A 19,502-nucleotide genomic window follows, 5' to 3' on the forward strand; every position below is an offset into this window, starting at 1 on the left:
GGAGCCGACTGGAGGCGATGATGGCCTTGCTGTCCCCGGCTGCGCGCCATGGCAAGGGCCCTCTGGCACAACTCATGCGCGAAGGGGGCCTGCACTGCGTGTTCCAGCCCCTGGCCGACCTGCGCGAGGGCAGCGTGTATGCCCACGAAGCCCTGATCCGGGGCCCCGAGGGCACCCCTTTGCACACGCCCGATGCCTTGCTGGAGCTGGCGCGGCGCGAGCACATCCTTCAGGACTTCGAGCTGCTGTGCGTGTTCACCGCCTTGCAGCAGTGGGGCGTTCAGAAGGCGCCGGGCCGCCTGTTTGTGAACATCAGCGCCGACGCGCTGGTGCACGGGGTGGCCCTGGTGGGCGCGCCGATGCTGGGCGAGGCCGTGCGCAGCTTTGGCGTGAGCGCCCGCCTTCTGGTGCTGGAAATCACCGAGCACGAGCGCGTGACCGACATGCCCCAGCTGCGCCAGGCCATCAAGGCGGTGCACGCCTGCGGCGCGCGGCTGGCGCTGGACGACTTTGGCGACGGCCGCTCCAGCCTGCGGCTGTGGTCCGAGGTGAAGCCCGACTTCGTGAAGATCGACAAATACTTCATCCGCGACATCAGCAACCAGCCCGAGAACCTGCAGATGCTGCAGGCCATCAAGGGCATAGCCCATATGTTTGGCACCAAGCTGATTGCCGAAGGCATCGAGACACGCGACGACCTGCGCGCGCTGCGCGACCTGGACGTCCCTTACGGACAGGGCTGGCTGCTGGGCCGCCCTGCCAAGGCCCCGCGTGAAGCAGTGGAGAGCCCGGCACAGGAAGTGATGCAGGACCGCCGCGTGGCCGTGCTGCCGCACCTGGGCCAGACGGCGCGCCCCGGCATCCTGCGCAGCCTGCTGGTGGTGCAGGCGCCCACCGCAGCGCCCGCCACCAGCAACGATGCAGTGGCTGCCATGTTCCATGAGCGCACCGACCTGCACGCGCTGGCCGTGGTGGATGGCACCCGCCCCGTGGCGCTCATCAACCGCCAGCAGTTCATGAACCACTACGCCACGCTGTACTTTCGCGAGGTGCATGGCCGCAAATCGTGCCTGGCGTTTGCCAACCAGGCACCGCGCGTGGTCGAGCTGGACTGTGACGTGGACCAGCTCGTGGGCATCCTCACCTCGCAGGACCAGCGGTATCTGAACGACGGCTACATCGTCACCGACAACGGCCGCTACCTGGGCCTGGGCACGGGCGACCAACTGGTGCGCGCCGTGACCGAGACCCGCATCGAAGCCGCGCGCCACGCCAACCCGCTGACCTTTCTGCCCGGCAACATCCCCATCAGCCTGCACATGCAGCGCCTGCTGGACCACCACACCGAGTTCGTGGCGTGTTATGCCGACCTGAACAACTTCAAGCCCTTCAACGACCACTACGGCTACTGGCGCGGCGACCAGATGATCCGCCTCGTCGCCCGTCTGGCCACGGCGCACTGCGACGCGCGGCGCGACTTTGTGGGCCATGTGGGTGGGGACGATTTCATGCTGATCTTCCAGAGCAGCAACTGGCTGCAGCGCTGCAAGAACATCGTGGACGCCTTTGCCCGCGAAGCGCTCACGCTGTTTGACGACGAGGCCCGGCGCGCCGGTGGCATCCAGGCCGAAGACCGGCATGGGGTGCCACGGTTCTTTCCGTGCACCACGCTGGCCATTGGTGCGGTGCGCATCACGCCGGGGCGGTTTCGGCATGCCGAGGAAGTGGCCAACCTGGCAGCTGTGGCTAAACACGAGGCCAAGCAGGCAGCGACCGGGGTGGTGCTGCATGGTGGGTTTACAGAATCCTCCCTGGGCGCGCTAGCTGCCACGCGGGCGTTGCAGGATGTGCTGGCGGCGTAGAAGCTTGGGAAGCTACGCACGGATTCACCACGCTGGTTGATAGAGAACATTTAAAGCGCTGGCGCTTAGACGAGGCCAATCAAAAGATTCTGTGTCCGGCCCTGAACCACCATCAAAAAAATGTCATTCATATGCCGCACACAGAGCCAGTGAGTCCAGTTGGCTTGAAGCTCTTGCAACGGAGCACTTTTCAAAGATCGCTCTGTTACGCTACATGAATGACGAAGTACCTCATGCTCTTCTTGTTGGCGTTCCATCTTTCAACAGCTGCAGCTCAATCTGTCGCGCCTTTGGCAACGCAGGTGCCAACAAAAGAGGTAAACGGCAGCACGTTACCTATGGAACTCGCCGTATTGCGTGCGCAACTTGAAACCACTAAGCAGTTCCAAGATAGTTTCATGAGTATGGCGCAGTGGACTCTCGGAAGTGCGATTGCAATTGCGCTCGCCTTGGGAGCATTCGCTTGGCACACGAACAAGTCGAATTATGAAAGGGACAGGGAGTCCATTCAACGCGAGGCCCACGCAATGGCAATAGAAGTTCGTGCCGAGATGCTTGCCCAATTTCAGGCGGAGTCGCAGAAACTGGAAGACTCGCTTGGGGTACGTGAGCAGGCACTGAAGCAAGCCGTTGAGGACTCAATCAATCCGAAGCTGCAATCATTTGACTCAAGGGTCAAGTCTGTTGAAACCGAAACCCTCAAACTCAAAGATGAAGCACTGGAACGCAGCGCAGAAGAATCACTCAAAGAGGGCCGATATCGCACTGCCGTGCGCAGGTATTGCGAACTATTGGAACTCCAAGTCAGGCGAGGAATAGACCACTATTTCGCCGCAGAAATATTGGATAAGCTGAGGGAGATTGCGAAGAACTCGGCGGCAACTTTGGATGCAGACAGCGTGACGTTAGCGGTGAATACTCTCACCGAACTTCCTAAGGCGCACCACGCGGCTTGTGAGCCATTAATTGAGCTTTTTAAAAGGAAGCTGGCCTAGCCGGTCCTTCAATCGAAAAAGCGCTCAAGGCCCCGTAGCCGCCCCGGCCTCAAACCACCGCCCAATCAGCGCCCGCTCCGCATCGGTAATCTGCGTGGCATTGTTCATGGGCATGAGTTTTTGCACCACCACTTGCTGGTAAATCGCCTGGGCGTGCTGCTTGACACTGTCCGGCGAGTCGAGCCGCAGGTTCTTCATCTGCACCGCCTCGCCGTGGCACAGGTAGCAGCGTTGCTCCAGCACGGCTTGCACCGACTTGTAGTCATTTTGGCCGCTAGCGCTTGCTGCAATTGCGCTAGCAGCTCCTGAAACAGGAGCACCACTGACAGCAGCCATGGGCGCGGGGCGCATCCACACGATGGCGCCGACGATGACGGCCACGCCCACCAGCGCATAGGGCAGCGGGTTGCCGTTGCGGCCCAGCTTGTAGCCGTGGCGCATCACAAAGAACTGGCGGATGGCGGCGCCCGCAAACATCATCAGGATCAGCACCAGCCAGTTTTGCGGGTGGCTCCAGGTAAAGCTGTAGTGGTTGCTCAGCATGGCAAACAGCACCGGCAGCGTGAAGTAGGTGTTGTGCACGCTGCGCTGTTTGCCGCGCTTGCCGTGGATCGGGTCCACCGGTTCGCCCGCCTTGATCTGTGCGATCACGGTGCGCTGGCCGGGGATGATCCAGAAGAACACGTTGGCGCTCATGGCCGTGGCGATCATGGCACCCACCAGCAGGAAGGCGGCGCGTCCGGCGAACCAGTGGCAGGCCAGCCACGAGGCGATGCACACCAGCACGAAGACGAGCGCACCCACGATGGCGTCGCCGTTCTTCCTCTGGCCAAAGATGCGGCAGATGGCGTCGTACAGCAGCCAGAACACGACGAAGAACGCGAGCGCCACCGCAATGGCCGTGGCGGGCGCCCAGTCCATCTTCGACTTGTCGATGAGGTAGGTGCTGGCGCTGTAGAGGTACGACACGGTGAACAGCGCAAAGCCGCTGATCCAGGTGCTGTAGCTTTCCCAGAAGAACCAGTGGAGGTGGCCGGGCAGCTTGGGCGGCGATACGGCGAACTTGACCGGGTGGTAGAACCCGCCACCGTGCACGGCCCAGAGCTCGCCGCTGACGCCCTGTTTTTTGAGGTCTTCGTCTTCGGGCGGCGTGAGGCTGCTGTCGAGGAACACGAAGTAGAACGACGAGCCAATCCAGGCGATGGCGGTGATGACGTGGACCCAGCGCAACAGCAGGTTGGCCCAGTCGAGAAAGTAGCTTTCCATATCTCAACCTTGATGGCGCGTCAGCGCCAAACAGCAAACCTGCTCACCACTGCGGGCGCTCTGAGCAGAAATTTTGGTCGCGCACCTTGGCGGGCAAACCCGCCGGGGCACCGCTGCGACCCGTAAACCGTCAACAAATCCGTTGAAAAGTGTATGCAGGAATTGTTCCCGACTCCAGCCCCAATCCGAGGCATGGAGGCCCGGAATTACCCTCAGCCCGCCCCCTTCAGCGTCTGCAGCAGCTGCGCAGCCACCGCCACGGCGATCACTTCAGGCTCCTTGCCCTCAATGCCGGGGATACCAATGGGGCAGGTGACCTGGGCCAGTTCGTCCTGTGCAAAGCCGCGCCCATGCAGGCGATTGCGAAACGTCGCCCATTTGGTCTTGCTGCCTATGAGGCCGATGAAAGGCAGGTCGCCCTGTTCACGCTGGCGGCGCAGGCAGGCGGCCACCACGTCCAGGTCTTCGGCATGGCTGAAGCTCATGATCAGCACGCGGCTGCCCGGCGCCAGGCGGGGCACAGCCAGTTGCACGGGCTCGGAGTGTTCGCAGACCACGCCCTCGGGCGTGGGGCTAGGGAAGATGCCGTCGCGGCTGTCGATCCAGGTCAGCGCAAACGGCAGCGGCGCCAGCACCCGCGCCAGCGCGTGGCCCACATGGCCGCCACCGAACAGCGCCACGGGGTGCTGGTGCGGCGACAAGCGCGCGCGCAGACCCGCAGCGGGGGCCAGGTCGGCAGCGGTCAGCACCTCAAAACCCAGGTACACCACGCCCCCGCAGCATTGCCCCAGCGCCGGGCCCAGTGCAAAACGCATGGGTGGCTGCCCCGGGGTCGGGCCGGGCACACCGCCCAGGCGGCGGCGCGCTTCGGCAATCGCCTGCAGCTCCAGATGGCCGCCGCCGATGGTGCCCACGATACGGTCTGCGAACACGGCCATCCACGCGCCGGGTTCACGCGGGGCCGAGCCTTCGGTAGACTCCACCCTTACCAGACAGGCGGGGGCGGCTGCAAGGCCGTCCAGCAACAAAAGTACATCAGTCAATCCAGATCCTTAACGCCACCAAGGGTCGCCCGCCCCACGGGGCATCGTTCAGTTCACAAAAGCCATCATGCCGCCCACCCCCACCGAGCGCTCCTCCAGCCACCGCAGCCACTGGCTGCTTGCCGGACTCATGGCCGCCGTTGCATCGCTGGTGGCGGCCTGTAAGTCGGCCCCCGAGCCACCAGCCCCGGCGCAGGACAGCACCATGCCCAGCCCGGACACCGCCAGCGTCAAGGGGCCTGTGCCCGCTGCCGCAGGCGCGGCCCGCGCGTCTGCCGCCAGCACGGCACGCGCCTACCGCGAAGACGCCGCCACCCACCTCTATGGACTGAACGCACAGCGTGTGTACAAGGGCAAACTGCCGCCCATGCTGTATGCCATCGGCGTGCTGGAGGTGGATATCGACCGCGCCGGCAAGGTCACGCGCCTGCGCTGGATGCGTGCTCCCAAACACGCCCCCGAGGTGGTGGCCGAAATCGAACGCACCGTGCGCGCCGCAGCCCCCTTCCCTGCGCCCACGCGCATGGGCAAGGTCACTTACACCGACACCTGGTTGTGGGACAAAAGCGGGCATTTCCAGCTCGATACGCTCACCGAAGGGCAGCATTAGGTACATCCCCCTGAGCGGCTACGCCGCTTCCCCCTTCTCTCGAAATCGCTCCGCGACTTCGGGAAAGGGGACGATGCCCTCGCCGCGGGGCGGCCCTTGCTTGGCATCCCTGGTCCGGGCAGCGCCAGTAAAGACGGCCACGCGATGCCACGCACCGCAGCAGTACCTCTCACGACCCACGGTAGGTCGAATAGCTCCACGGGCTGACCAGCAAGGGCACGTGGTAGTGCTGGTCGGCGTGCGCAATGCCGAAGTCCAGGCTCACCTGGTTCAGAAAATTGGGTTCGGGCAACTCCACACCCCGGGCCTTGAAGTACCCCGCCACATCAAACCGCAGCCGGTAGGTGCCGGTGCGCAGGCTGGCGTTGTCAAACAGCGGGGCATCGGTGCGACCATCGTGGTTCAGCACCAGGCGCTTGATGAGGGTGGCGTTGTCGCCGTCGGTGGAGTACAGGGCCACCTCCATGCCAGCGGCGGGGCAGCCGTTCATGGTGTCCAGAACGTGGGTGCTCAATCCCATAGGGAATCTCCTGAAGTGGGGACCACGGCCCATCAGCGAAGGCTGCCGGACTGCAGTGTGTAGACCAAAAGTGTATACACTTTTCACCATCCACCGTATCATGCCGCCATGGAATCCTCATCCACCAGCGCCATTGTTGACGCTCTGACCCGCGCCATCGTAGAGCATCGCCTGCAGCCGGGCACCAAACTGGCCGAGCAGAAGCTGGCCGACCACTTTGGCGTGTCGCGCACGCTGGTGCGCCAGGCGCTGTTTCAGCTTGCGCAAAACCGCCTCGTCACGCTGGAGCCTGCGCGCGGTGCGTTCGTGTCCACCCCCTCGGTCGAAGAAGCCCGCCAGGTGTTCGCCGTGCGCCGCATGCTGGAGACCGAGATGACCCGCGCATTCGTGCAGAGCGTAACCCCCGCCAAGATCAAGGCGCTGCGCACCCATGTGGCCAGCGAGAAGGCCGCCATGGACACCGCCGACGCCAGCAGCCGCACCGAGTTGCTGGGCGACTTCCATGTGCGCATGGCCGAGCTGATGGGCAACGAGGTGCTGGCGCAGATGCTGGGCGACCTGATCTCGCGCTGCGCCCTGATCACGCTGATGTACCAGTCGGCCAGCGCCGCAGAACACTCGCACGAGGAGCACGCCGACATCGTTACAGCCCTGGCCGCGCGCGACGAAGAACGCGCCGTCGCCCTGATGCAAAGCCACCTCGAACATGTCGAAGCCAGCCTGACCTTTGACCGCAAGCGCCCGGCCAGCGACCTGGCCGCCGCCCTGGCCCCCATCACTGCCTGACCTTCCGACGTTTTCCGCATTCCCATGATCTACGACTCCACCCAAGCCTACCCCCGCGACCTCATCGGCTACGGCAAGACCCCGCCCCACGCGCAGTGGCCGGGCGGTGCGCGCATTGCCGTGCAGTTTGTGCTGAACTACGAGGAAGGCGGCGAAAACGCCGTGCTGCATGGCGATGCAGGCAGCGAGCAGTTCCTCTCCGAAATGTTCAACCCCGCCAGCTACCCCGAGCGGCACATGAGCATGGAGGGCATCTACGAATACGGCTCGCGCGCCGGCGTGTGGCGCATCCTGCGCGAGTTTGAAAAGCGCAACCTGCCGCTCACGGTGTTTGGCGTGTCCACTGCTCTGCAGCGCCACCCCGAGCTCACAGCCGCCTTGGTGGAGCTGGGCCACGAGATCGCCTGCCACGGCCTCAAGTGGATTCACTACCAGCACATCCCTGAAGAGGTGGAACGCGCCCACATGCAAGAGGCCATGGACATCATCCAGCGCATGACGGGTGAGAGACCCCTGGGCTGGTACACCGGCCGCGACAGCCCCAACACCCGCCGCCTGGTGGCCGACTTTGGCGGCTTTGAATACGACAGCGACTACTACGGCGATGACCTGCCCTTCTGGATGAAGGTGCGCAAAACGGATGGCAGCACGGCACCCCAGCTCATCGTGCCCTACACGCTGGACTGCAACGACATGCGCTTTGCCCTGCCACAGGGTTACTCGCACGCCGACCCGTTCTTTCAGTACATGAAGGACACCTTCGACGCACTGTATGCCGAGGGTGACCCCGACGGTGACAACGCCCCCAAGATGATGAGCATCGGCATGCATTGCCGCCTGTTGGGCCGCCCCGGCCGCATCACGGCGCTGCAACGTTTTCTGGACCACATCGCACAGCATGACAAGGTATGGGTGGCGCGGCGCATCGACATTGCGCGCCACTGGGCGCAGCATCATCCTGCGCCAACCGTGTGAGCCAATTTATGAACCAAATTGGCCTCCAGCGCTTATCCGACAAGCGCGAGATGCTCACTTTTTTGAAGCACCCACCATGCCACTGACCCTGGAACAACTCAACGCCGCCAGCCCCGCCGAGGCCTTGGCGCTGCTGGACGGGCTGTACGAACACTCGCCCTGGATTGCCGAGCAGGCCCTGGCGCAGCGGCCCTTCCGAACGCTGGCGCACCTGAAGCACGCGCTGGCGCAGGTGGTGCGCACTGCCGAGCTGGAGGCCCAGCTGGGCCTGATCCGCGCCCACCCCGAGTTGGCGGGCAAAGCCATGGTGGCGAAAAACCTCACGGCCGAATCCACCAACGAGCAAAGCACGGCGGGCCTGACCCACTGCACGCCCGAGGAGTTCGAGCGCATCCAGCAGCTCAACGCGGCCTACAACGAGCGCTTCGGCTTCCCGTTCATCCTGGCCGTGCGCGGGCCGCGCGGCACGGGCCTGCCCAAGCGGGAGATCATCGACACCTTTGCGCGGCGCCTGGACAACCACCCCGAGTTCGAACTGGCCGAGGCCCTGCGCAACATCCACCGCATTGCCGAGATTCGCCTGAACGACAAGTTCGCCGCCGAGCCCGTGCTGGGCAACGACGTGTGGGACTGGCAGGAAAAACTGGCCGAACACTCCGACCCCGGCTTTGCCGAAAAAGGCCAGCTCACCGTCACCTACCTCACCGACGCACACCGCGCCTGCGCACAGCGCATCAGCCACTGGATGCGCGACTGCGGCTTTGACGAGGTGGAGATCGACGCCGTGGGCAACGTGGTGGGCCGCTACCACCCGGCGGGCCCAGGCGCACGCTACCTCATGACCGGCAGCCACTACGACACCGTGCGCAACGGCGGCAAATACGACGGCCGCCTGGGCATCTTCGTGCCCATGGCCTGCGTGCGCGAGCTGCACCGCGCCGGCAAACGTCTGCCTTTCGGCATCGAGGTGGTGGGCTTTGCCGAAGAGGAAGGCCAGCGCTACAAGGCCACTTTCCTGGGCTCGGGCGCTCTCATCGGCGACTTCAACCCCGCTTGGCTCGACCAGAAAGACGTGGACGGTGTGACCATGCGCGCGGCCATGCAGCATGCAGGCTTGTGCATTGATGACATCCCCAAGCTACAGCGCGACCCGGCGCAGTACCTGGGCTTTATCGAAGTGCACATCGAGCAGGGCCCCGTGCTCAACGAGCTGGACCTGCCCCTGGGTGTGGTCACCTCCATCAACGGCAGCGTGCGCTTTCTGTGCGAGATGATCGGCACCGCCAGCCACGCTGGCACCACCCCGATGGACCGCCGCCGCGACGCGGCCGTGGCCGTGGCGGAGCTGGCGCTGTATGTGGAGCAGCGCGCCGCGCAAGATGGCGACTCGGTGGGCACCATCGGCCAGCTGCAGGTGCCCGCTGGCTCCATCAACGTGGTGCCGGGGCGTTGCCTGTTTTCACTGGATCTGCGCGCCCCTACCGATGCCCAGCGCGATGCGCTGGTGAGCGATGTGAAAGAGCAACTCGCCCACATCGCGGCCCGGCGTGGCCTGCGCTACACCCTGGAAGAATCCATGCGCGCCGCCGCCGCGCCCAGTGCGCCCGCCTGGCAGCACCAGTGGGAGCGCGCCGTGGACACCCTGGGCGTGCCCGTGTTCCGCATGCCCAGCGGCGCGGGGCACGACGCGATGAAGCTGCACGAAATCATGCCCCAGGCCATGCTCTTTGTGCGCGGCCAGAACTCCGGCATCAGCCACAACCCGCTCGAATCCACCACCAACAACGACATGCAGCTGGCCGTGGACGCCTTCACCCAGGTGCTGCGCCAACTTGCCGAGGAACCACAACCATGACAACGAATAACAACTACGCCGCGCTGGACGCCTGGATCGACCAGCACTTCGACGAGGAAGTGCGCTTTCTGCAGGCCCTGGTGCGTGTGCCCACCGACACACCGCCCGGAAACAACGCACCCCACGCCGAACGCACGGCCGAGCTGCTCAAGGAGTTTGGCTACGAGGCCGAAAAACACGCGGTGCCCGCTTCCGCTGTGCTGGCCTACGGCATGGAGTCCATCACCAACCTCATCGTGCGCCGCAAATACGGTGCGCAGGGCGACGGCGGCAAAACCATTGCCCTGAACGCCCACGGCGACGTGGTGCCCCCCGGAGAAGGCTGGACGCACGACCCCTATGGCGCCGAGATCGTGGATGGCGCCATGTATGGCCGCGCCACTGCCGTGAGCAAGAGCGACTTTGCATCGTTCACCTTTGCCGTGCGCGCCCTGGAAGCCGTGGCCAAGCCCACGAAAGGCGCGGTCGAGCTGCACTTCACCTACGACGAAGAGTTTGGCGGCGAGCTGGGCCCCGGATGGCTGCTTCAAAAGGGGCTGACGAAGCCCGATTTGATGATTGCCGCAGGCTTCAGCTACGAAGTGGTCACCGCCCACAACGGCTGCCTGCAAATGGAAGTGACCGTGCACGGCAAGATGGCCCACGCCGCCGTGCCGCACACCGGCGTGGACGCGCTGCAGGGCGCGGTGCACATCCTGAACGCGCTGTACGCGCAGAACGACGAATACAAGAAGGTTACGTCCAACGTCACCGGCATCAAGCACCCCTACCTGAACGTGGGCCGCATCGAAGGCGGCACCAACACCAATGTGGTGCCCGGCAAGGTGATGTTCAAGCTCGACCGCCGCATGATCCCTGAAGAGAACCCGGTGGAAGTCGAAGCCGCCATCCGCCGCATCATTGAGCAGGCGGCGGGCGAACGCGCTGGCATCAGCGTGGAGATCAAGCGCCTGCTGCTGGCCAACGCCATGACCCCGCTGGCGGGCAATGCACCGCTGGTCGAGGCGATCCAGAAACACGCACAGGCCGTGCTGGGCGAGCCCGTGCCCGCCGTGGGCACGCCGCTGTACACCGACGTGCGCCTGTATGTGGAGCGCGGCATCCCCGGCGTGATCTATGGGGCCGGGCCACGTACGGTGCTCGAATCCCACGCCAAGCGCGCCGACGAGCGACTGCAGCTGGAAGACCTGCGCCGTGCAACCAAGGTGATTGCGCGGGCGCTGTGCGATCTCCTGGCGTGAACTGTCAGGCAGAACTTGGGTGAAATTAGCCTCTAGCGCTTATCCATCAAGCGCTTGCAGCTACAAAATCAATAGCACACGGAAATCATTCACATTGGTGTGGGTAGGCCCCGTCACCACCAGATCCCCCAGGGGCTCAAAGAAGCCATAGGCGTCGTTGCGGTCCAGGTGGGCTGCGATGCGCAGGCCCGCCGCCTCGGCCCGCGCCAGCGTGTCGGGCGCCACGCGGGCACCCGCGTTGTCCTCCACGCCATCGATGCCGTCGGTGTCTGCGGCCAGCGCCCACACACCCGGCTGCCCCTGCAACGCCTGCGCCAGGCCCAGGCAGAACTCGCCCGCGCGGCCACCCCGCCCCCGGGGTGTGCTTGGCGGCTGTGGGCGTACCGTCACGGTCGTCTCGCCGCCCGACAGGATCACGCACGGCCTTGTGAAGGGCTGACCACGCCGCGCCACGGCCCGCGCCAGTGCGGCGTGCACCTTGCCCACCTCGCGCGATTCGCCTTCGATTTCGTCCGACAGGATGTGCGCCTGCACACCCGCCGCCCGCGCGGCCTCGGCCGCAGCTTCCAGCGACTGCTGGGGCGTGGCGGTCACGTGCACCACATGGTGGGCAAACACGGCGTCGCCGGGCTTCGGGGTTTCCAGCGCGCCTGCTTCGAGGGCTGAGCGCACTGCAGTGGGCACCTCGATGCGATAGCGGTCCAGGATCGCCAGCGCATCAGTGCAGGTGGTGGCGTCAGGCACCGTGGGGCCGCTGGCAATGACCGAAGGGTCGTCCCCCGGCACATCGCTGATGGTGAGCGTGACCACCCGCGCAGGCGCGCAGGCCGCCGCCAGCCGCCCGCCCTTGATGCGCGAGAGGTGCTTGCGCACACAGTTCATTTCGTCGATGGCAGCGCCGCTTTCGAGCAGCGCCTTGTTGATGCGCTGCTTGTCCTCCAGCGTGAGGCCGTCGCCCGGGAGCGTGAGCAGGGCGGAGCCCCCGCCCGAGATGAGGCACAGCACGAGGTCGTTTTCAGTCAGACCCTGCGTCAGCGCCAGGATGCGCTGCGCAGCAGCCAGGCCCGCCGCATCGGGCACGGGGTGGGCGGCTTCGACCACTTCGATGCGCTGCGCCAGGCCTTGCGGCCGGGGCGGTGTGTGGTGGTAGCGCGTGACCACCAGCCCCGACAAGGGTGCATGTGCAGGCCACAGCGCCTCGACGGCCTGCGCCATGGCACCGCCCGCCTTGCCAGCACCCAGCACCAGCGTGCGGCCTCCGCTTTCGCGGCTGGGCGGCGGGGGCAAAAAGGCTGCGGTGTTGTGCAGCGGCAGCGCGCGGCGCACGGCAACACCGTAGAGGTATTCGAGGAATTCGCCGCTCTGGCGAATGGGGTCCGGCACGGTGGGGGGGGTGGTCATGAATGGTCGTCTCCGCGAGCGATTGTGCGGGCACGGCCAGGGCATGACCGTGCGCAGAAGTCAAAACTACTTCAACCCAGCCCCCGGCGGCATGACGCGGTGGCGACGCGGTTACCACGCGCAGCGCGGGATAACCCCATGTTCTGGCCCGCAACTGTTGTCTACAGTTCTTGTATGCAAGATTGACCAACAGTATCGCCTTCCTATCCAAAGGGTTCACATGCTCCGCTTTCTCAACTCCTTGTTTGGCCGGGTGGTCCTGGCCTTGATTGCTGGCGTGGCCATCGGGCTGCTCTGGCCCGACACGGCCGTGCAGCTCAAGCCGCTGGGCGACGGTTTCATCAAGCTCATCAAGATGCTGATCCCGCTCATCGTCTTTTGTGTGGTGGTTCACGGCATCGCGGGCACGGGCGACCTGAAGCGTGTGGGCCGCGTGGGCATCAAGTCGCTGATCTACTTCGAGGTGGTCACCACCATCGCGCTGGTGCTGGGCCTGGCGCTCGCGTTCTGGTTTGAACCCGGTGTGGGCATGAATGTGGACCCGAAGGCGCTCGACCCCAAGGCGATGGGCGCCTATGCAGACAACGCCAGCAAGCTCACGGGTGGCGGCTTCAGCGACTTTTTGCTCAAGCTCATCCCCACCACCGCCGTGAGCGCCTTCGCCAATGGCGATGTGCTGCAGGTGCTGCTGTTCTCCATTGTGTTTGGCTGCGCGCTGGCGCTGATGGGCGAGCGCGGCGCGCGCGTCACCAGCCTCATCGAAGACCTGTCGCACGTGCTGTTCAAGACCATGGGCCTGATCATCAAGCTGGCGCCGCTGGGTGTGCTGGGCGCGATTGCGTTCACGGTGGGCAAGTACGGCATTGGCTCGCTCAAGCAGCTGGGCATGCTGGTGGTGCTGTTCTATGCGGCAGTGGCCATCTTCGTGGTGGTGGTGCTGGGCCTGATCATGCGGTTTTCGGGCTTCAGCCTGTTCAAGCTGCTGCGCTACCTGCGCGAGGAGCTGGCCGTGGTGTTTGCCACCACGTCGTCCGACAGCGTGCTGCCGCAGATCATGGCCAAGCTCAAGCACATGGGCATTCGCGACTCGACCGTGGGCCTGGTGATCCCCACGGGCTACTCGTTCAACCTGGACGCGTTCTCGATCTACATCACGCTGGCGGCCGTGTTCATCGCCCAGGCCACGAACACGCCCATCTCGATGGCCGACCTGCTGACCATCCTGGCCATCTCGCTGGTCACGTCCAAGGGCGCTCACGGTGTGCCGGGCTCGGCCATTGTGGTGCTGGCCGCCACGCTGCACGCAATCCCGGCCATCCCCGCCATCGGGCTGGTGCTGGTGCTGTCGGTGGACTGGTTCATGGGCATTGCCCGCGCCCTGGGCAACCTGATTGGCAACTGCGTGGCAACCGTGGCCATCGCGGCCTGGGAGGGCGACATCGACCGCGAGCGCGCACATGCCGTGCTGGACGGCCGCAGCACGCCGCCGCTGGCCCCCGAGGTCTCGCCAGAGATGGCGGCCCCGGTAGCGCCACAATCGGCCGCATGAGCATCAACCAGACCCAGATCGCCCAGCAGGTGGTGGAATCCATCCTTGCGCAAAAGCTCTCACCCGGCGAGCGCCTGGGCGAGCAGGAACTGGCCGACCTCTTCGGTGTGAGCCGTACCCTGGTGCGCGAGGCGCTCATGCAGCTGCAGGCCCGTGGTTTTGTCGAAGTGCGGCCACGCCGGGGCTGGTATGTGGTGGAGCCTACGGTGGAAGACGCACGCGATGCGTTCTCGGCCCGGCGCATCATCGAGTCGGGCATCCTGGCCGATGCGGGCCGCCCGCTGCAGAGCGTGACCCGCCGCCTGCGGGCGCACATCGCCGAAGAACAGCAGGCCATCGAAGGTGCAGATGCCGCCACACGCGCCTTTCTGCTCGCAGACTTCCACGTCTGCCTGGCCGAGGCGATGGGACACCGCAGCCTGAGCGACATCCTGCGCGACCTCACGGCGCGCACCACTTTGGCGGCCTCGCTGTACCAGTCGCAGCACGCGGCCAGCCAGTCGTGCGCCGAACACGCCGCCATCGTCGAAGCGCTGGAAGCAGGCAACACCACGCTGGCCCGCGAACGCATGCTGGACCACATCGGGCATGTGGAAGGCGCCCTCAACCCCGGCCAGCCGCTGGTGCGGGACCGGCTGCGTGAATCCCTCGCACCGCTGACCACCCAACGCACCAAGGCGGCATCGACAGCCCTGAGCTAGCCCAAGCCGGTCGCGCCCCGGCCACAAACCTTCCCATCGCCTGCATCCACTGCAGGCGGGTATTTTGCTGCGCCCCTCTAAGGGTTTACCGGGATAAGCGCGTCCGGTCATTTTGTATACGATTTTTGTATGGACACTTGTGCACCATCCGGCTCAGGTGTCCCTTCCGTATTCATACCCCCAACCCCCGAAAGACTCGCATGAACCCGCCTGTACACCCCGTGGACGAACACCTACCTTTGGGGCGACTCACGGCGCTAGGCTTGCAGCATGTGCTGGTGATGTATGCGGGCGCTGTAGCGGTGCCGCTCATCGTGGGCCGCGCACTCAACCTCACGCCCGATCAGGTTGCCAAGCTGATTTCGGCCGACCTGTTTGTATGCGGGCTGGTCACGCTGATCCAGGCGCTGGGCGCCTCGCGCTGGTTCGGCATTCAGCTGCCCGTGATGATGGGGGTGACCTTCGCATCGGTGGCGCCCATGGTCTCGATGGCGCAGACCACGGGCGGCACGGCCGGGGCCGGGTTGATCTTTGGCTCGGTGATTGGCGCGGGCGTGATTTCCATCCTGATCGCTCCGCTGGTCAGCCGCATGCTCCGGTTCTTCCCGCCGGTGGTCACCGGCACCATCATCGCGGTGATCGGCATCAGCCTGATGCGCGTGGGTATCAACTGGATCTTTGGCAACCCCGTGGGCCCCACGGCGCCCAGCGTGCCCAACCCCGAGCACCTCAAGTGGCTGGCCGATGCCCAAGCCGCTGCCGGAGCCCCCGGCTCTTCGCTGCCTCCGGTGCCCAAGGGCTTTGCGGTAGTGCCCACGGTGCCCAACCCCAAGTACGCGGACCTGACCGGCGTGGGCATCTCGGCCCTGGTGCTGCTGTCCATCCTGCTGATTGCCAAGTTCGCCAAGGGCTTCATTGCCAACATCTCGGTGCTGCTGGGCATCGTGATCGGCGCGGTGGTGGCCGTGGGCATGGGACTGATGAACTTCGACAAGGTGGCCAAGGCACAGTGGTTTGACCTGGTGCTGCCGTTCGAGATTGCCAACCCTGTCTTCGACCCCATCCTGATCCTGACCATGACCCTGGTGATGATCGTGGTCATGATCGAATCCACCGGCATGTTCCTGGCCCTGGGGGAGATGACCGACCGCAAGGTGGACCAGGCGGCCCTCACGCGCGGCCTGCGCACCGACGGCCTGGGCACGCTGCTGGGTGGCATCTTCAACACCTTTCCGTACACCAGCTTCTCGCAGAACGTGGGGCTGGTCGCCGTCACCGGCGTCAAGAGCCGCTTTGTGTGCGTGGCCGGCGGCGTGATCCTGATCGTGCTGGGCGTGCTGCCCAAGATGGCCGCGCTGGTCGAGTCGCTGCCCACCATGGTGCTGGGCGGCGCGGGCCTGGTGATGTTCGGCATGGTGGCGGCCACAGGCATCCGCATTCTGGGCGGGGTGGACTTCAAGACCAACCGCTTCAACGCCATGATCGTGGCCGTATCCATCGGCGTGGGCATGGTGCCGCTGATCGCGCCCAACTTCCGCCAGTGGATGCCGCATGCCATCCACCCGCTGATCGAATCCGGTATCCTCCTGGCCTCGATCACGGCGGTGGCCCTGAACGTTTTCTTCAATGGCGCCAGCCGCGACACCTCCGCCGCTGTCAACGCCGCACGCCAGGCCGACGCCCACTAGCGTCCCGCTTGCACGCTGCCGAAAACCTGACACCGCCCGCGTGGCTCCGCCCCCTGTCCGCCATGGCTGCCAGGGGGTTTTGGCCTTAGAGCCTGTTCAAAGTCTTTTTGGAGATCGCATTGGAGTGCAATCGGGAGGAGTGGATGCGTCGGATGCGCCGCATGGGCTCGTGCCCGTGCAAGCAGCCGGGGCGTCCAATCACCCGATTTCACTCCAACCCTTCGGGCAAGTGCCTTGCCGGGCGGTCTGCGGCGTTGCGGCGCTTGCCAATAGCACGGGCTATTGGCTGCGCACCGCGCCTTGCACCCCATCCCGGCAAGGTACTTGTGCGACTCCAAAAAGACTTCGAACAGGCTCTTATGCCGCATCCGCATAAACCTGCATGCCAGCCGCCCACGCCATCGGGTACCCTTGTTTTGCATTCCGCCGAGGACTTCCAGGATTTCCGTATGACACAGAACATTTCCGCCGCCGAACAGGCCCTGCGCGACGCTGCGCGCGAATACCACCGCAATCCCACCCGGGGCAAGATTTCGGTCACCCCCACCAAGCCGCTGTCCAACCAGCGCGACCTGTCGCTGGCCTACTCGCCAGGCGTGGCCTATCCGTGCCTGGACATCGCGGCCGACCCCTCCAAGGCGTTTGACTACACATCGCGCGGCAACCTGGTCGCGGTGATCACCAACGGCACGGCGGTGCTGGGCCTGGGCGACATCGGCCCACTGGCCAGCAAGCCGGTGATGGAAGGCAAGGGCTGCCTGTTCAAAAAGTTTGCCGGTGTCGATGTGTTCGACATCGAACTGGCCGAGCGCGACCCCGACAAGCTCATCGAGATCATTGCGGCGCTGGAGCCCACGCTGGGCGGCATCAACCTCGAAGACATCAAGGCGCCCGAGTGCTTCTACATCGAGCGCGAACTCAGCAAGCGCATGAACATCCCGGTGTTCCATGACGACCAGCACGGCACGGCCATCATCAGCAGCGCGGCGCTGCTCAACGGCCTGGAGCTGGTGGGCAAGCATATCGACCAGGTCAAGATCGCCGTGTCGGGCGCGGGCGCGGCCGCCATTGCCTGCCTGAACGTGATGGTGGGCCTGGGCGTGAAGATCGAGAACGTCTTCGTGTGCGACTCCAAGGGCGTGATCTACGAAGGCCGCCCCGGGGGCTACGATGAGTCGAAGGCGCGATACGCGCAAAAGACCGATGCCCGCACGCTGGCCGATGCCGTCAACGGCGCCGACGTATTCCTGGGTTGTTCGGCACCGGGCGTGCTCACGGCCGAAATGGTCAAGACCATGGGCCCCAAGCCCATCATCCTGGCGCTGGCCAACCCCGAGCCCGAGATCCGCCCCGAACTGGCCAAGGCCGTGCGCCCCGACTGCATCATTGCCACGGGCCGCTCGGACTACCCCAACCAGGTCAACAACGTCCTGTGTTTCCCGTACATCTTCCGCGGCGCGCTGGACTGCGGCGCGACCAAGATCACCGAGGCGATGAAGCTGGCCTGCGTGCGCCAGATCGCCGACCTGGCCAAGGCCGACATCAGCGAAGAAGTGGCCAGCGCCTATGCGGGCAAAGAGCTGACCTTTGGCCCCGACTACCTCATCCCTACACCGTTCGACTCGCGCCTGATCCTCAAGATTGCGCCCGCCGTGGCCAAGGCCGCAGCCGAATCGGGCGTGGCCACGCGCCCCATCGAAGACATGGAGGCCTACAAGGAAACGCTGTCGCGCTTCGTCTACCAGACCGGCATGCTGATGCGCCCCGTGATCATGGCTGCCAAGGCCCTGCCCGACGCGCAAAAGCGCGTGGCCTACGCCGACGGTGAAGACGAACGCGCCCTGCGTGCCGCGCAGATGGCCATCGACGACAAGATCGCGCAACCCATCCTCATCGGTCGCCCCGCCGTGATTGCTGCGCGCATCGCCAAGGCCGGTCTGCGCATGCAGCTGGGCAAGGATGTGGAGGTGTGCAACCCCGAGGACGACCCACGCTTTCGCCAGTACTGGGAGCACTACCACCAGCTCATGAAGCGCAATGGCGCATCGCCCGAAGTGGCCAAGGCCGCCGTGCGCCGCTCCAACACCATCATTGCCTCGCTGATGGTCAAGCTGGGCGATGCCGACGCGATGATCTGCGGCCTGGTGGGCACGTATGAAACGCACCTGGAACGCATCCACAGCATCATCGGCCGCCAGGAAGGTGCCCACAACTACGCTGCCCTGAACGCGCTGATGACCAACCGGGGCACGCTGTTCATTGCCGACACCTACGTGAACGAAGACCCCACGGCACAGCAGCTGGCGGACATCGCCTGGATGTCGGTGCAGGAGGTGCAACGCTTTGGCATCCCACCCAAGGTCGCCTTCCTGTCGCACTCCAGCTATGGCTCGTCCAAGCGCGCATCGGCCCGCAAGATGCGCGAGGCGCGCGACCTGTTCGTGGCCGCCCACCCCGAGATCGAGTGTGACGGTGAGCTGCACGGCGATGCCGCGCTGGAGCCGAACATCCGCAACGCCTACATGGCGGATTCGACCCTGACGGACTCGGCCAACCTGCTGATCTGCCCCAACCTGGATGCTGCCAACATCCTCTACAACGTGCTCAAGACGACCACCAGCGGTGGCGTCACGGTGGGCCCCATCCTGATGGGTGCCGCTGCCACGGCCTACATCCTGACCCCGGCTGCCACCGTGCGCCGGGTGCTCAACATGACGGCCCTGGCCGTGGCCAGCGCTGCCGCCCGGCCACGCTGAGCGCGCTGTGCCGTGCTGACCGTGCGCAGTCCATGATCAGGCCTGCCCACACACCGTTTCAACGGGGCCCACGGGCCCCGTTTTTCATGGGCAAGCCAACCCCTCACCCGGCGCATGCACCATTTCGGGAAACCCAGCATGCTGGCGCGCACCACTTCGGTGAACAATGGGGCACAGCAAAGCACCCGCGTACACAAACCGGGCATCGTTTTTGCTGACTGCAGGTGTATGGCCCCTGGATGGGGCCCATGCCT

General features: G+C 65.0%; 15 protein-coding genes. 11 read left to right on the forward strand and 4 right to left on the reverse strand.

Annotation, left to right across the window (positions count from 1 at the left end; translation table 11 throughout):
* The first annotated feature begins 17 nt into the window (after positions 1-17).
* Together C8C94_RS12220 and C8C94_RS12225 are read left to right on the forward strand one after the other, a co-directional pair.
* A complete protein-coding gene (locus tag C8C94_RS12220; protein ID WP_055401447.1) occupies positions 18-1,862 on the forward strand; it encodes a phosphodiesterase in 1,845 nt (614 codons plus the stop codon).
* Positions 1,863-2,080: 218 nt separating this feature from the next.
* Positions 2,081-2,857, forward strand: a complete 777-nt coding sequence (locus tag C8C94_RS12225) for a hypothetical protein (RefSeq protein WP_121420895.1) — start codon at positions 2,081-2,083, stop codon at positions 2,855-2,857.
* A gap of 24 nt (positions 2,858-2,881) precedes the next feature.
* Here C8C94_RS12225 and C8C94_RS12230 read toward each other — a convergent pair whose 3' ends face one another.
* Together C8C94_RS12230 and xdhC are read right to left on the reverse strand one after the other, a co-directional pair.
* Entirely contained in the window at positions 2,882-4,123 is a 1,242-nt protein-coding gene (locus C8C94_RS12230) for a urate hydroxylase PuuD (protein WP_121420896.1), read from the reverse strand.
* A gap of 212 nt (positions 4,124-4,335) precedes the next feature.
* Complete coding sequence (gene xdhC, locus C8C94_RS12235; RefSeq protein WP_121420897.1) at positions 4,336-5,166, reverse strand: xanthine dehydrogenase accessory protein XdhC; 831 nt, start codon at positions 5,164-5,166, stop codon at positions 4,336-4,338.
* Positions 5,167-5,233: 67 nt separating this feature from the next.
* Between xdhC and C8C94_RS12240 the strand changes: the two genes are divergently transcribed.
* Positions 5,234-5,776: an energy transducer TonB gene (locus tag C8C94_RS12240; protein WP_121420898.1), complete on the forward strand. Its 543-nt coding sequence runs from the start codon at positions 5,234-5,236 to the stop codon at positions 5,774-5,776.
* 169 nt (positions 5,777-5,945) lie between these two features.
* Here the strand turns inward: C8C94_RS12240 and uraH are convergent, their stop codons facing one another.
* Entirely contained in the window at positions 5,946-6,296 is a 351-nt protein-coding gene (gene uraH / locus C8C94_RS12245; RefSeq protein ID WP_055394878.1) for a hydroxyisourate hydrolase, read from the reverse strand.
* 108 nt (positions 6,297-6,404) lie between these two features.
* On the opposite strand from uraH, the gene C8C94_RS12250 reads away from it, so the two are divergent.
* The 4 genes from C8C94_RS12250 (at position 6,405) to C8C94_RS12265 (ending at position 11,153) form a co-directional block, all read left to right on the forward strand.
* The gene (locus C8C94_RS12250; RefSeq protein WP_055394876.1) at positions 6,405-7,082 is read left to right on the forward strand and encodes a GntR family transcriptional regulator; all 678 of its coding nucleotides are present in this window, start codon (positions 6,405-6,407) and stop codon (positions 7,080-7,082) included.
* Positions 7,083-7,106: 24 nt separating this feature from the next.
* Complete coding sequence (gene puuE / locus C8C94_RS12255) at positions 7,107-8,057, forward strand: allantoinase PuuE (RefSeq protein WP_121420899.1); 951 nt, start codon at positions 7,107-7,109, stop codon at positions 8,055-8,057.
* 76 nt (positions 8,058-8,133) lie between these two features.
* On the forward strand, positions 8,134-9,912 hold the full coding sequence (gene uraD / locus C8C94_RS12260) for a 2-oxo-4-hydroxy-4-carboxy-5-ureidoimidazoline decarboxylase (protein WP_121420900.1): 1,779 nt from the start codon (positions 8,134-8,136) through the stop codon (positions 9,910-9,912).
* Positions 9,909-11,153 (forward strand): ArgE/DapE family deacylase, encoded by a 1,245-nt coding sequence (locus C8C94_RS12265; protein WP_121420901.1) that lies wholly within the window; start codon positions 9,909-9,911, stop codon positions 11,151-11,153. Before uraD ends, C8C94_RS12265 begins: the two co-directional genes overlap by 4 nt.
* 60 nt (positions 11,154-11,213) lie before the next feature.
* Here C8C94_RS12265 and C8C94_RS12270 read toward each other — a convergent pair whose 3' ends face one another.
* Positions 11,214-12,554, reverse strand: a complete 1,341-nt coding sequence (locus C8C94_RS12270) for a glycerate kinase (protein WP_121420902.1) — start codon at positions 12,552-12,554, stop codon at positions 11,214-11,216.
* A gap of 220 nt (positions 12,555-12,774) precedes the next feature.
* Between C8C94_RS12270 and C8C94_RS12275 the strand changes: the two genes are divergently transcribed.
* The 4 genes from C8C94_RS12275 to C8C94_RS12295 all read left to right on the forward strand — a co-directional run bounded on the left by C8C94_RS12275 (position 12,775) and on the right by C8C94_RS12295 (position 19,248).
* On the forward strand, positions 12,775-14,103 hold the full coding sequence (locus tag C8C94_RS12275; protein ID WP_121420903.1) for a C4-dicarboxylate transporter DctA: 1,329 nt from the start codon (positions 12,775-12,777) through the stop codon (positions 14,101-14,103).
* Entirely contained in the window at positions 14,100-14,804 is a 705-nt protein-coding gene (locus C8C94_RS12280) for a GntR family transcriptional regulator (RefSeq protein WP_121420904.1), read from the forward strand. Before C8C94_RS12275 ends, C8C94_RS12280 begins: the two co-directional genes overlap by 4 nt.
* Positions 14,805-15,004: 200 nt before the next feature.
* Positions 15,005-16,492 carry a nucleobase:cation symporter-2 family protein gene (locus C8C94_RS12285; protein WP_121420905.1) on the forward strand — a complete coding sequence of 496 codons (1,488 nt, stop codon included), beginning with the start codon at positions 15,005-15,007 and terminating at the stop codon, positions 16,490-16,492.
* Positions 16,493-16,941: 449 nt separating this feature from the next.
* Positions 16,942-19,248 carry an NADP-dependent malic enzyme gene (locus tag C8C94_RS12295; RefSeq protein ID WP_121420906.1) on the forward strand — a complete coding sequence of 769 codons (2,307 nt, stop codon included), beginning with the start codon at positions 16,942-16,944 and terminating at the stop codon, positions 19,246-19,248.
* The last annotated feature ends 254 nt before the right edge of the window (positions 19,249-19,502 follow it).

This window comes from Acidovorax sp. 94 (genome assembly GCF_003634645.1).
Taxonomy (GTDB): Bacteria; Pseudomonadota; Gammaproteobacteria; order Burkholderiales; family Burkholderiaceae_C; genus Acidovorax; species Acidovorax facilis.